Annotated in this window: 13 protein-coding genes and 1 pseudogene (1 of these 14 only partly in view); 8 read left to right on the top strand and 6 right to left on the bottom strand. The window is 65.8% G+C overall.

Features of this window, described 5'->3' with window-relative positions; translation table 11 throughout:
• Nucleotides 1-179: pseudogene (locus tag ACFE99_RS01050) on the bottom strand (TetR/AcrR family transcriptional regulator); it reaches 621 nt to the left of the window's first position.
• Between the two features lie 250 nt (nucleotides 180-429).
• Between ACFE99_RS01050 and ACFE99_RS01045 the strand changes: the two are divergent.
• The 5 genes from ACFE99_RS01045 (at nucleotide 430) to ACFE99_RS01025 (ending at nucleotide 2,506) form a co-directional block, all read left to right on the top strand.
• Nucleotides 430-864 carry a hypothetical protein gene (locus ACFE99_RS01045; RefSeq protein WP_375481588.1) on the top strand — a complete coding sequence of 145 codons (435 nt, stop codon included), beginning with the start codon at nucleotides 430-432 and terminating at the stop codon, nucleotides 862-864.
• A 71-nt stretch (nucleotides 865-935) separates the two neighbouring features.
• Nucleotides 936-1,109, top strand: a complete 174-nt coding sequence (locus ACFE99_RS01040; RefSeq protein ID WP_375481572.1) for a CsbD family protein — start codon at nucleotides 936-938, stop codon at nucleotides 1,107-1,109.
• Nucleotides 1,110-1,159: 50 nt separating this feature from the next.
• Nucleotides 1,160-1,339 (top strand): DUF6131 family protein, encoded by a 180-nt coding sequence (locus tag ACFE99_RS01035; protein WP_375481570.1) that lies wholly within the window; start codon nucleotides 1,160-1,162, stop codon nucleotides 1,337-1,339.
• An 85-nt stretch (nucleotides 1,340-1,424) separates the two neighbouring features.
• Nucleotides 1,425-2,222, top strand: a complete 798-nt coding sequence (locus ACFE99_RS01030; protein WP_375481568.1) for an SDR family NAD(P)-dependent oxidoreductase — start codon at nucleotides 1,425-1,427, stop codon at nucleotides 2,220-2,222.
• Between the two features lie 17 nt (nucleotides 2,223-2,239).
• On the top strand, nucleotides 2,240-2,506 hold the full coding sequence (locus ACFE99_RS01025; RefSeq protein WP_375481566.1) for a YdeI/OmpD-associated family protein: 267 nt from the start codon (nucleotides 2,240-2,242) through the stop codon (nucleotides 2,504-2,506).
• 66 nt (nucleotides 2,507-2,572) lie between these two features.
• Here ACFE99_RS01025 and ACFE99_RS01020 read toward each other — a convergent pair whose 3' ends face one another.
• Nucleotides 2,573-3,517 carry a class I SAM-dependent methyltransferase gene (locus ACFE99_RS01020; protein WP_375481564.1) on the bottom strand — a complete coding sequence of 315 codons (945 nt, stop codon included), beginning with the start codon at nucleotides 3,515-3,517 and terminating at the stop codon, nucleotides 2,573-2,575.
• Nucleotides 3,518-3,584: 67 nt separating this feature from the next.
• On the opposite strand from ACFE99_RS01020, the gene ACFE99_RS01015 reads away from it, so the two are divergent.
• Together ACFE99_RS01015 and ACFE99_RS01010 are read left to right on the top strand one after the other, a co-directional pair.
• The gene (locus ACFE99_RS01015; protein ID WP_375481562.1) at nucleotides 3,585-4,316 is read left to right on the top strand and encodes a TVP38/TMEM64 family protein; all 732 of its coding nucleotides are present in this window, start codon (nucleotides 3,585-3,587) and stop codon (nucleotides 4,314-4,316) included.
• Nucleotides 4,317-4,642: 326 nt separating this feature from the next.
• Nucleotides 4,643-7,201: an SEC-C metal-binding domain-containing protein gene (locus tag ACFE99_RS01010; protein WP_375481560.1), complete on the top strand. Its 2,559-nt coding sequence runs from the start codon at nucleotides 4,643-4,645 to the stop codon at nucleotides 7,199-7,201.
• 74 nt (nucleotides 7,202-7,275) lie between these two features.
• Here the strand turns inward: ACFE99_RS01010 and ACFE99_RS01005 are convergent, their stop codons facing one another.
• From ACFE99_RS01005 to ACFE99_RS00990, 4 genes are all read right to left on the bottom strand, one after another.
• Nucleotides 7,276-7,674, bottom strand: a complete 399-nt coding sequence (locus ACFE99_RS01005) for a type II toxin-antitoxin system VapC family toxin (protein WP_375481558.1) — start codon at nucleotides 7,672-7,674, stop codon at nucleotides 7,276-7,278.
• Nucleotides 7,671-7,916, bottom strand: a complete 246-nt coding sequence (locus ACFE99_RS01000; RefSeq protein WP_375481556.1) for a type II toxin-antitoxin system VapB family antitoxin — start codon at nucleotides 7,914-7,916, stop codon at nucleotides 7,671-7,673. Before ACFE99_RS01000 ends, ACFE99_RS01005 begins: the two co-directional genes overlap by 4 nt.
• Nucleotides 7,917-8,317: 401 nt before the next feature.
• Nucleotides 8,318-9,706, bottom strand: a complete 1,389-nt coding sequence (locus ACFE99_RS00995) for a serine hydrolase domain-containing protein (RefSeq protein ID WP_375481586.1) — start codon at nucleotides 9,704-9,706, stop codon at nucleotides 8,318-8,320.
• Between the two features lie 286 nt (nucleotides 9,707-9,992).
• Nucleotides 9,993-10,679 (bottom strand): TIGR02206 family membrane protein, encoded by a 687-nt coding sequence (locus tag ACFE99_RS00990; protein WP_375481584.1) that lies wholly within the window; start codon nucleotides 10,677-10,679, stop codon nucleotides 9,993-9,995.
• Between the two features lie 137 nt (nucleotides 10,680-10,816).
• On the opposite strand from ACFE99_RS00990, the gene ACFE99_RS00985 reads away from it, so the two are divergent.
• Entirely contained in the window at nucleotides 10,817-11,968 is a 1,152-nt protein-coding gene (locus tag ACFE99_RS00985; protein WP_375481554.1) for an FIST N-terminal domain-containing protein, read from the top strand.
• Nucleotides 11,969-12,072 lie beyond the last annotated feature (104 nt).

Genomic DNA, 12,072 nt, shown 5'->3' with positions numbered 1-12,072 from the left:
ACCGCCTCGCCGAGGCGGCGCATCGAGAGCCCGTCGACACCATCACGATCGATAATTTCGAGCGCACACGCCAGCACCGCTTCGCGAGTGATCGGACTGCTCTCCTCGTCCTCCTGGTCGGAGTCGGGCGTCTTGGCGGTGTGCCCGGAACCTGATCGTCCCTGTCGAGGCTGAGTCATCGGTTAAGCACCTGATCTTCTTGGCTGAGTATGTCCCCACTGTAGACCTACGCCGTTGACACCACCAGGGCTGGCCTGGCGTCCAACCGGGCGCTAGTTCGGCGCGACGGAGCGTCCGTTCAGTTTTGCCAACGGTGACGAGCACTTTCGTGACGGGAACATTGTAGGTCGACAATACATGTCTACAGCGTTGACAGCGCTGCGTTTCGCGCGTGTACTGGAGTTCTATACCAGGATTAGAGGTGTCGACATGCTCGTCATCGTTGGATTAGTTGTTCTACTTGTCGCCGCGATCGTCGGCGTCACCGGCGTGCTGAACAATGCGGGAGCCGCTCACCCGTTGACCGAGAACTTCGCCGTGTTCGGTTATCACGTCACCGGGTCGACCGGCACTTTGTTCCTCTTCGGGATCGTGATTGGCGCGCTGGCAATGCTGGGCCTCAGTGTGTTGCTGGCCGGTGCTCGACGCACCGCGGTCCGCGGGCGCGACGCCAGACGCGAGCTCGGAAGGTCCCAGCGTGAAGCGGCGTTTGCGAACCGCGACGCCGGGCCCGCAGGACCGCAGGCCGGCGAAGCGGTGACCCCGGCGGCCGCTACGACCCGCCGGAAGAGGGCTTCTCTGTTCGGTCGCTGGCCGCGCGGTCCACAACCGAGGGGTACCGCGCACGTCGGCGGACGTCGTTAAGCGTCGACCTCCGGGTCGATAGGGGCAGGTCGCGGTCGCGGTCTGTGAGCACCGAAAAGAAAGAATCCGCAATGAGCATCGGTAAGAAGATCGCCCACAAGGCCGAAGCAGCCAAGGGCGTCACCAAGAAGCTATTCGGCCGCGCCACCGGCAACACCCGACTACGCACCGAGGGACGCGCCGGTCAGTTAAAAGGCAATACCAAACAGGCGGGAGCGAAGATCAAAGACGCCTTCAAGCACTAACCCGACAGCCGTCATTCTCTAAGCATCTGCATCGAAATCAGGCAAATATCATGATCACCATCGGAATCGTCCTTATTGTTCTCGGACTCGTCCTCCCTGCCCTCGTCCCGACCTTCGCCTACGCCCATCTTTGCTTAGTCGTCGGAATCATCCTCCTTGTCGTCGGCCTGCTGCTGATGGTTGCGGGAAGGATGGGACACGCCGTCGGCGGTCGCCGCCACTACTACTGACACGCCGATGCGCCGTTAGCGCAAGCCGGTAACAGTCTTTCCGGTCAACCAGATCGATGCTTCACCAATGCAATAGGCTCGCCGAATGACACTTCCACCGCCATCGCCCGGGTCGGTCGCCGTCGTCACCGGCGCGTCCTCCGGCATCGGCGAACAATTCGCCCGTCAACTCGTGGCCCGCGGCTACCGCGTCGTCGTCACCGCCCGCCGGGAGGGCCGGCTGCAAAAGTTGTGCGCGGAACTTGGCGGCGACGAGCACGCCGTCGCGGTCGGTACCGATCTGGCGGTCCCGCAGGACCGTGACCGGCTGGCCCAACGCATCGACGAGCTGGGCGCACAGGTCGACATCCTGGTGAACAACGCGGGCCTGGGCATCTACACCAAGTTCGGCGCCGAAGGCCGCGACAAAGAACTGCAGATGCTGCACGTCGATGTCGAGGCGGTGGTGGACCTGATGCTGCGCTACCTGCCCGGCATGGTCGATCGCGGCCGCGGCGCGATCATCAACCTGTCGTCGGTGTCGGGATTCCAGCCCGCCCCGTACAACGCCGGCTACGCCGCCGCCAAAGCGTACGTGCTGTGGTTGTCCGAGGCGGTGCACGCCGAGGTCGCCGACAGCGGGGTGACGGTCACCGCCGTCTGCCCCGGACCGGTACCCACGGAGTTTCAGGCGGCCAACGACGCCGACTTCCTAGTCAGCCGGATGCCAGCATTCGCCCAGGTTCCCCCCGAACGGGTCGTCGCCGACGCGCTGAAAGCCGCCGACCGTGGCCGCGCATCGGTGGTGCCGGGCGCACCCCACGTGCGAACCTTCCTGGGCTCTTCCCGGTTCATACCGACTCCGTTGGCCTTGCCTGTCATCGCCCGAATGTACAAGCGGTAGCGGTTATCCTGGCCGCCGTGAGTCCAAAAGTATCCGGTGGGGTGGTGCACAAGCTGCCCGCAGACCTGCGCGAGGCACTGATCGCCAACTCCACGGCACTGGCTGCCTGGAACGACATCACGCCGTTGGCCCGCAACGAGTTCATCTGCTGGGTCGAGGATGCCAAGCAAGACAAAACGCGACAGCGCCGCATCCGCCGCACCCAAGAGGAGCTGCAAGAAGGCATGCGCCGCCCCTGCTGCTGGCCGGGGTGCAAACATCGCGAGCGCACCGGCAAGCCTTGACCCTGCCCGCGGCTGCCACGGCAGCCGGCTTGCCCACCGCTGCCCCGGGGCGCTGAGACGGCCGCGCTACCCGGTTCGCTGCGCGGACACGAACAGATTCTGCGGGACGCCGTCCTCGACCTCTTTCGGAGCCGTGCGGCCATAGCGGGCCATCAGTTCCGGCGAGGGCGTTACCGTCACGTCCCAGCCGTGGCGGCGCAACCAGTCGCCGACGTCTTCGCGTTCCTCGAAGTACCACAGCTCGTCGGTGCGGGGCACCTCGCGCTGCGGGTCGACCGTTGCCATCAACGCGCGGACCCGCTCCATCCGCGTACGCCGCCTCGCGCGGGCCTCGGGGTCCATGAACTTCGGCCCAAGCGCCTCCACAGCGATCCGGCTGCCGGCGACAGTAAGGCCCTGCACCCGCTCGAACAGCAGATCTTGGGCCGCCGCAGGCAAATACGGCATCAGCCCCTCAGCTGACCATGCACTCGGTGCCGAGGCGTCAAAACCGGCCTGCCGCAACGCCTCCGGCCAGTCCTGACGCAAATCCACCGGCACCTCGACCCGATTGCACGTCGGCTCGGCACCGTGGGCCCGCAACGTCGATGACTTGAACTCCAGCACCCTGGGCTGGTCGAGCTCGTAGACCGTGGTGCCGTCCGGCCATGGCAACCGCCACGACCGGGCGTCCAGCCCGGCCGCCAGAATCACCGCCTGACCGATGTCCGCTCGCGTGGCGTCGACGAAGAAGGTGTCGAAAAACGCTGTCCGGCAAGCCATGTAGCTGACCATCGCCTGCATTCGCAGGGGCAGATCGGGTTCGGCTTCGACGACCTCGGCCGGCAGCTCCGGAGCGGAGTGCCAGTTCCACACTCCGTCGCCGGCGGCGTCGAGGAAAACCCGCGCGAACGGATCATGGATGAGCGGGTGCTCGCTCTCGGTCTCCGCCGCGCGCGCCGCCGCCACGCCCAGCGCCGTCGCGCCCACACTCTCAGTGATCTCCCAGGTGTCGTTGTCGGTTCTCGCCACGGCCCCAACCTACGTCAGCCAGGTGCACCGGGCCCGACAGCGTCGGTACGGAAGAATCGCTGCCAGCATGACCAACATCTCTTCCGCGAAATCCCGACGACGCCACATCATGCGGCTCGCGGTGTTCGCCTGTTTCCTGCTGGTGCTGTTCTACCTGGCAGCGGTCAGGCGAGTGATCGACGTCGAGGTGGTGCGGCGCACGGTGTCGGCGACGGGCCCGGCAGCGCCACTGACCTACGTGGTGGTGTCGGCTGTGCTGGGTGCGATGTTTGTGCCGGGCCCGGTTCTGGCCGCAGGTAGCGGGTTTTTGTTCGGCCCGTTGCTGGGGATCTTCGTGACGCTAGGTGCGACGGTGGGCACCGCGGTGGTCGCCAGCCTCGTCGGCCGACGCGCGGGGCGAGACAGCGCGCGGGCCCTGCTCGGGGCGCCACGCACCGAGCGCATCGACGGGCTGATCGAACGGGGCGGCTTGTGGGCGGTAGTGGGTCAGCGCTTCGTCCCGGGCATATCGGATGCGCTGGCCTCCTATGCGTTCGGGGGGTTCGGAGTCCCGTTGTGGCAGATGGCGATTGGCGCGTTCATCGGTTCGGCGCCGCGGGCGTTCGTCTACACATCGCTGGGCGCCTCGATCGCGGACCGGTCGAAGTCGTTGGCATACGCGGCGATAGCGGTGTGGTGCGTGACCGCGGTCGTCGGCGTTTTCGCTGCACGGCGTGGATACCGAAAATGGCGCGACCATGCCCGCCGAGGCCGAGACGACCCCCTCCCCGATTCGGATCCGGACGCCCAGGTGCGCTGACCTAGTTGTGTCGGCGTCCGGCGGCTTTCCCACTCATCCCTTCAGTGTGGGTTGGGGGCCTGTGTCCGATAGTGAATCGCAGCAGTCTCCCCCGTCGCTGTCTGAGGGGATACCACCTTTCCGAACTTGGTATCGCATGTGCTATCACGCGTCGCAGAGCGTCACCGGTGCTGTGTGCGCGCCTGGCCCGTGATATCACCGGCGCTATCATTTCCCACCCGCGTGTCAGATCTGGCTTCCGAACATTAGGTGCCTAAACCGACTCAGCACGGCCCGACGAAGCACACTGCTCCCGGTTCTGCCGACTGGCGCTTAGGCTGGTCGCCGTGGCGGAACCAGCGGATCCGACCGGGGCGGTTGCCAAAATCCTGGGCGAGCACGGCCCCTTGCACAAAGACGACCTCGAGCAACATCTGCGGGAGATCGGCGTATCCGATCCGCATGCCGTAGTCCGCAACGTGGTCACCGAAATCATCTACCCCACAAGGGAGTTAGTCGACGAGCGGTGGGTATGGCTGCCGGCCGTGCTGGCCGGCCGAGTGTTCACGCACCGCCTCGGAGCCGACGAGGTGGCCCACGACATCCTCACGGTTACCCCGGACCTGGACCCGATCACCGCGCTGTGCGACCACGCCGAATACCGGCGGCTCACCGACGGGTCCGCGGCCCAAGTCGTGCTGGCCGAGTTCGACGAGGAGCTGCTCGAGCTAAGAGACATCCCGCCCGAGGTTCTCGGCCCGGGCGGCGCGCTGCTGCTGGCGCCGGGCAAGCTGCAGGAGTTGGGCGTGACCGAGGGCGACCTGGTCGGGGTGCGGCTCAGTGAACACGGTCTCGTGGTCGAGCAGGTCACCGCGGTCGCACCACGCCCGGAGGCCGGCGCCCGGCTTGCTGGGGCGGTCGGCGACGAGCCGGTGTACTTCGACGCGGCGGTGTGGACGGCGTGCGTCGAGCACCCGGATCTGTTCACCAAGCCGCTGCCGCCCCTATGCGAGATCGTCGACGAGTTCGGTCTGGCACACCGCGGCGAGTGGCTCGCACCGCACGACTTCGATTTCGACCGTTGGTTTTTCGACCGCGGCTGCGCAAGGTTAGCCGAGCGGCATGACCTTGACCCCGAGGACGCGTTCGCGCTCTACACGCTGGTCCAGGTCCACGACCAGCTGGCGCTACGGCTGCTCGATGCAGACGACGCGGACGAGCTGCTGCAGGACGCGTTGGCCGCCGTCGGCCAGGCGGCGCAGACACCGGACCGGTTCATCGATCTGCTCGGCGAACTCGGAGTCGCACTCGCTGATCCGCTGCTGGCTGAGCTGATGGTGGCCGAGACGATCGGCACCGACCGCGACGGGGCGGCCGCGCTGGTCGTGTTCGCCGCAATACTGGAGCCGAAGGTGCCGCGCGTGGCGCGGGTGGCGTTTCGCTGGCTGCGTGCGGTGGCGCTGGAGCGGGTCGGCGATATCGACGCGGCCGAGCGTGAGCTGCTGGCCGCCGAGTCGATGGACCCGGATTGGCCGCTGCCGCTGCTCGACCTTGCCCGCTTCGCCTCCGATCGTGGCGACGTCGAGCGTGGGTTGGCGTTGCTGCGCCGGGCCGGCGCCGAGCCGGACTATCCACTGGTGGAGTTGCTGGAGCAGTACCGGGCCGAGCCGCGCTCCGATATCGGCCGAAATGAGTTGTGCTGGTGTGGGTCTGGCCGCAAGTACAAGAAGTGCCATCTCGGGCGCGAGCAGTTGCCGCTGGCCGAGCGGGCCCGCTGGCTGTATGCGAAGGCCGTCCAGCACGCGCTGCTGACCGGATGGCGAGAGCTCTTGTTCGCGGCGGCTTACGAACGCTGCCGCTACACCGGCGATGATCCCGACGCACTGACCGCGGCGCTGGACGATCCTCTGGTGATCGACGCGGTTCTGTTCGAGGGCGGCGCGTTCGCGGAGTTCCTTGAGGTGCGCGGGTCGCTGCTGCCCGACGACGAGCGGCTGCTGGCCGAGCAGTGGCTGCTTTCGGAGCGGTCGGTGTTCGAGGTTGAGCAGGTGCGCCGCGGAAAGGGGGTCACGGTGCGCGACGTGCGAACCGGCGACACCCATGAGATGCGTGAACGGGCGGCCAGCCGTCAGCTGAAGCCCGGGCAGCTGGTCTGCGCACACGTACTGCCCGCTGGCGACACCATGCAGTTCTTCGGCGGGGTGGAACCTGTTGCGCTGCATGAGCGTGACCGTTTGATCGATCTGCTCGACACCGAACCGGACCCGGCGGAGCTGGTGGCGCAGCTGAGCCGTCGGTTCGCGCCGCCGATGCTGACCAACACCGAGGGCGATCCGTTGGCCATCTGCGAGGCCACCGTGCGCCTGAGCGACTTGGCCGGCATCGAGGCCGCCCTCGACGACATGTACGACCGGACCGACGACGAGAAGCCGCCGCGATGGTTCGAGCGCGTCACCACCCATGGCATGGAACGGATTCGGGCCACGCTGGCGCTCGACGGCGAACTGGTGGCGGTGCAGACCAATAGCGAGAAGCGGATGGATCGCGTGCTCGCCACGTTGCGCCGCCTCGACCCCGCGATGAAGGTGCTCGACGACGCCCGCCGCGCGGTGCGCGATGCTCGCGAGGCCGCCGAGTTGGCCAGGCAGATGGCGATTGCTGACGAGGACGCGCTGGACCCCGACGACCCCAAAGTGGCTGCGGCCCTGGAGGGATTCATCCGCGACTACGAGGCCAAGTGGCTTGATGAGCCCATCCCCGTGCTCGACGGCTACACGCCGCGGCAGGCTGCCGATGACCCCACCCGGCGCGGCGACCTGATCAAACTGCTGGACAGCTTCCCCGCCGGCGAAGCCGCGCGCGGCGGGATGGACGCCGATCGGCTGCGCGCTGCGCTCGACCTTTAGCGTGTTGACGCGAAGCCGCCTGGCCTCGGTGCTGATTTTTCCGTTGTGGAGATCAGAAACTCTGGGCTGCTAATTCACGCCTCCAGGGCGGATTGGACGCCCGTGTGGCCGAAGTCATGGCCTTTCCACAGCAGCGGCTCGCGCATATCGAGCGCCAGCGCGTAGGACAGGCAATCACCAAAGTTCAAACCGGCCGGGTGGCCGCTGCCCTTGCCGAAATCTGCGTGGGCCTGGCGGGCCAGCCGGGCCTGGCGCTCGGTCACCGGCTCCACCACGAACTCGGCTTCCTCGAGAAGCTCGTCCAGACCCCTGCTGATGATCGGGTCATGCTGGGCGTCTAGGACGATCCCGCATTCGAGATAGCTTGCCGCGGAAAGCCTTCGCACATTGGCACCGGCGATGGCTTGGGCGTAGAGCGCTGCATCGTCCTCCTGGGTGAGGATCGCGATGATTGCCGACGTGTCTGCAATCACGCCGGGAGCCCTCGCTCGTCGTAGAGCAGGTCACCGTGGTCTAGCCGCTTAGCCTCTGGGCTCATTCGGCTCGCGGTTTTGTGCCCGATGACCAGGAGCCGCGCGGCAAGATCGTCCCTCTGCAATTTGGCGAGACGCTCGTTGACGGCGGTCGCCACAGCCTGCGCCTGCGACTCGCCTGTGATTCTCGCGATCTCCTTGACCGCTTCGTGGACCGACGGATCTTTGATGTTCAACGCCATGAAGGTACCTCTCTACCCTCGTAATGGTACCACCGCGCCCGACCTCCGGTTATGGCTGCGAGGAGGGATTACACCTTTTCGAACTTGATGTCGCATGTGCTATCACGTACCTGTTGCGGTAGGTGATATCGCCTGCGGTATCGCTTTCGGGCAGCATGTCATGCCCAGTGCCGGTGCTGATGTGGCTGGTGTGGCTACCGACGGTCAGGTGGTGCCCCACACTACCGCCCCACAGTCCCGGACGAAGAACCAGCATGTCGCGTCTGGTGGCCTCAATGTCGAAGCGCCGCGTCGATGTCGGCTGCGAAGTCGTGGATACATCTGTGGCTGACCATCTTTCGCACCCGGCGATCAGGTCGTGGGCCGCGTAAATGAGGTCGAGTTTGTGGTAGCCGCCCGGCCTAGCCGCCACTGCCGTAAAGATGCAACGTTTGGGCTGCCGCCGTAGCCACTTCACCACGCAGATCCGAGATCGGTGTACTGCCGCGCACATGGATGGCGTTCGAGAGCAGAATGAAGTAGGTATCTGAGCCCGGGTCCATCCACAGCGACGTTCCGGTAAACCCGGTATTTCCAAAGCTTCCGACCGGAAAAACCACGCCTCGCGGCATCGAATAGAACGTATCGATGTCCCAGCCAAAGCCAAATAGGTTCTGTCCGTTGATCACCGGGTACTTCGGAGCGGTAGCTTTTCGGGCATTGTTGGCTGCTTCGACTTGGTTAGGTGTATGTCCGGGCTGCTCGGGAATCGTCATCAACTCCAAAGTTGCTCGCGTGAGCGGAAACTTGCTCGGGCGGTCGGCAAGCCGATCAAGCAGGGCCTGCGCATAGATGCTGACGTCTTGCGCCGTCGCGAACACCCCGGCATGCCCGGCCACTCCCCCCATGCGGCGCGCGGTCGGATCGTGCACAGTGCCTCGAAGCAGCGCGTCGTAATCGGGGTTCTTGGCTGGATCGGCTCTGCTTTCCTCGTCGCGTGCGGTTGGTGCGATGCGCGACAAGAGACTGGTGCTCCACGTCCCAGCCGGACAGGCGGCCGGCACGAGTGCTTTTGCCGCGGGGGTCCAGGCGATCGCAGTTCCTCTAATCGTATGCGGGCCACATGCTTTGCTTGCAGGAAGGTAGCGGGTTTCTGCCATGCCAAGTGGCGCAAAGACATTGCGCTGAACGTAGACGTCTTCTGGCTCGCCAGTGACTTTCTCGACCAGCGCGCCGAGCAGAATGAAGTTAATGTCGGAGTAGCGGAAACCCGCACCGGGGACCGACTGCAGCGGCGTGGTGAGTGCCCGATGAATGCCTTCTGTTTTGTCGGCTCGGTCCAGTCCCCACGGGTCGGCGAGGTTGACGTCTACCGGTTCGCCTGACGTGTGCGTCAGCAACATCCGAAGCGTCACCCGTGCGCGCTGCGGATCGTTGGCTGGGTTGAAGTCAGGGAAATACTTTTGCACGGGATCGTCGAACTGCACCGCGCCTTGCTCGTACAGCTGCATGACCGCTGTCGCGGTCGCGAGGGACTTGGTCAACGACGCGATGTCGAAGATCGTGTCCTCGGTCATCGGCTCGGCCGGTGCAGGTGATCCGTCGAGCCCCGGTTCGCCGGCAAGCTTGCGCGCGCCATAAGCCTGGTGGAAGACGACGTTGCCGCCGTGCCCGATCACCACCACAGCACCTGGCAGCCGTTGTGCGGCAACAGCATCGTTCATCAGCTTGGAGACTGTTGGGAAGTCAAGCGTGGTGTCAGATGTGGGAGACGGATCCGGCGCCTGGGCCGGCTGGGCGCTCTCGCTCACTGCTGTCTGCGGTGCATAGCCAGGAGTGGGAAAGGCATGTTGAACCTGCGTTACCTGGGCGCTGTCCGTTACTGCAGGGTGGGCTGCATAGCCACTCGAAGACGCCGCAGCGAGCGTCACCAAGACGGTTCCACCAGCAATGACCTTAAGCACAGACGGCTTACTGGCCGGGCTCCGTAGACGAGTCCGGGATGGCTGGGAGCCGTTGTCGATGCTTATCTTTGGCAGCGTAGCGAGTTCGGGCGGACAGTCGGGCCGGTATCCGAAGCCCGCGGGGGATTTCGGCTTAGCGTTCTGTTCGCTGCCACGGCCAGGTCATCAGAGCCCACACGACCAGGATGAGCACGGCCGCAGTCAGTATGTACATCGGCCACGGGCCCAGTACGTCCAATAGGGATGCCGTGTGGGGCTTTCCGTTGAGGAAGCCGTAATTGGTTCCCGCGATGCTGTTGAACGTGAAGGTAGCTGCTGCCCAAACAACCGTGACCGCCACCGCGAAGCGGTAGCTGCGCCACGTGGGCCGTTTCCTGCGGCCCCAGGTGAGATAGATGGCTGCCCACACGACGAGCAGGTGAATCGCCCAGAAACCGAGGAACTTGTAGTTGGGGAACTCCGGACTCTTCAGAACCGGTGAGATCAACGCCTGCGTGCTCAACGTGAGACCCCAGTAGTAGGTCAGTGCAAAGGCCCAGTGTCGCTGCGACCACAGCGCGTAGGCCGCCGCGATGGTCGCCAGATCGGTCAGGCGAAGTGGTACCGACTCGCTGATGGTGGGCGGCACCAGTGAATAGACCAACATCACGCCGTATATCGCGGCGGTCACCGCGCCAAGGATGCGGCCTAGGCGCCGGGCTTGCGGTTCGGTTTGCGAGCGTCCGACCCAGACAAGAAGCCCTGAGCCGATCGCGAACACAGCGATGACGGCCCAGTACGACGGGCCGTAAGCCGTGAATTCTCGTTGCGCCGATAACAGTCCGATCAACTCCGCGGTTCGGTGATTGCCCACTCGGGGAAGGCTGATCCAATTGTCGCCTCCGAACCGATCATGACCGTCGATACGGCCGCGGCATTGAACGTTTCGTCGCAGCCTGGGCGGCGCATGATGGAAGGGTGCGGATTGGAGTGGGGGTTTCCACCGCGCCCGATGGACGCAAGGCCGCGGCGGAGGCGGCGGAGCTGGCGCGCGACGAGCTCGCCGGTGACGCGCCGTCGCTGGCTGTGCTGCTGGCCTCGTGGTCCCACAGCGACGAGGCGGTCGGCATCCTCAACGCGGTGCACGAGACGGTTGAGCCGCCGGCGTTGATCGGTGGCGTGGCCCAGGCGGTGGTCGTCGGCAGCCGCGAGATGGAGCGCGAGCCCGCGGTGGCGATGTGGCTGGCATCGGGCCTGCCCGCCGAGACGTTCGAGTTGGACTTCGTCGCCACCGGCTCGGGTGGCCTGCTCACCGGTTACCGGTTCGAGCCGGCCGCGACGGATGTGTACCTGGTGCTGTCGGACCCGTACACGTTCCCGTCGCATCTGCTGGTCGAGCACCTCAACACCGACCTGCCGGGAACGACGGTGGTGGGCGGGCTGGTCAGCGGTGGGCGCGCATCCGGTGAGACCCGGCTGTTCCGCGACCACCACGTGCTCAGCTCGGGGCTGGTTGGCGTGCGCCTGCCCCGCAGCCACGCGATCCCGATCGTGTCGCAGGGCTGCCGGCCGATCGGCCATCCCTACATCGTCACCGGCGCGGACGACGACGTGATCACCGAGCTGGGCGGCCGGCCCCCGCTGCAGCGGTTGCGGGAGATCGTCGAGGGGCTGCCGCGCGGCGAGCAGGAAGTGGTCAGCCGTGGCGTGCAGATCGGGATCGTCGCCGATGAGCACCTGGCGGCTCCGGGTCAGGGCGACTTCATAATTCGTGGGTTGTTGGGCGCCGACCCCGCAACGGGGGCGATCGAGATCGGCCAGGCGGTCGAAGTCGGTGCGACGGTGCAGTTTCAGGTTCGTGACGCGGTGAGCGCCGACAAGGACCTGCGGCTGGCCGTGGAGCGGGCGGCGGACGAGGCGCCTGGGCGTCCGGTTGGCGCGCTGTTGTTCACCTGCAATGCGCGGGGTCGGCGCATGTTCGGAGTCGCCGACCACGACGCGTCGACGATCTGCGAACTGATGGGTGGAATTCCGCTGGCCGGTTTCTTCGCCGCCGGAGAGATCGGCCCGATCGCCGGCCGCAACGCGTTGCACACATTCACCGCGTCGATGGCGGTGGTTGTCGAATAAGGCGCTAGCTCTGTCTTGGTGGCGTGTGCGTCGCGCCTGCCAGACCCGTCCCCACCGGCGACCACTGTGCGAAATGCCGGCTCCGAGCGATTTTTCGGCGAGAA

The sequence above is a fragment of the uncultured Mycobacterium sp. genome, assembly GCF_964249325.1.
In the GTDB taxonomy this organism is placed as follows: domain Bacteria; phylum Actinomycetota; class Actinomycetes; order Mycobacteriales; family Mycobacteriaceae; genus Mycobacterium.
Note: the sequence above shows the minus strand (reverse complement) of the source record. Positions and strands in the feature narration are given on the sequence as shown.